Raw genomic sequence first — 387 nt, forward strand, 5'->3', positions numbered from 1 at the left:
TATTATTGCCGGAGCCAGTATTCATTACGGCGCTGACACCTGGAACGTGCTGGATATTGTTCAGCGTTGGGACAGCCTGTTCGCCTCGTTCTTTGCGGTACTGGTTATTCTGATGACGACTATCTCTACTAACGCCACCGGTAATATTATTCCGGCTGGTTATCAGATTGCCGCCATTGCACCGACGAAACTGACCTATAAAAACGGCGTACTGATTGCCAGTATTATCAGCCTGCTGATCTGTCCGTGGAAATTAATGGAAAATCAGGACAGTATTTATCTGTTCCTCGATATTATCGGCGGAATGCTTGGTCCGGTAATTGGTGTGATGATGGCGCATTATTTTGTGGTGATGCGTGGGCAAATTAATCTTGATGAACTGTACAC

The 387-nt window shown here is 46.0% G+C and carries 1 protein-coding gene; it reads left to right on the forward strand.

Features of this window, described 5'->3' with window-relative positions; all coding sequences use genetic code 11:
- Positions 1 to 387 (forward strand): cytosine permease (locus tag H3O04_RS35775; protein ID WP_202589558.1); only part of this gene is annotated, 387 nt, incomplete at both ends.

Origin of the sequence: Burkholderia sp. KCJ3K979 (assembly GCF_016759955.1) — a bacterium.
In the GTDB taxonomy this organism is placed as follows: domain Bacteria; phylum Pseudomonadota; class Gammaproteobacteria; order Burkholderiales; family Burkholderiaceae; genus Burkholderia; species Burkholderia orbicola.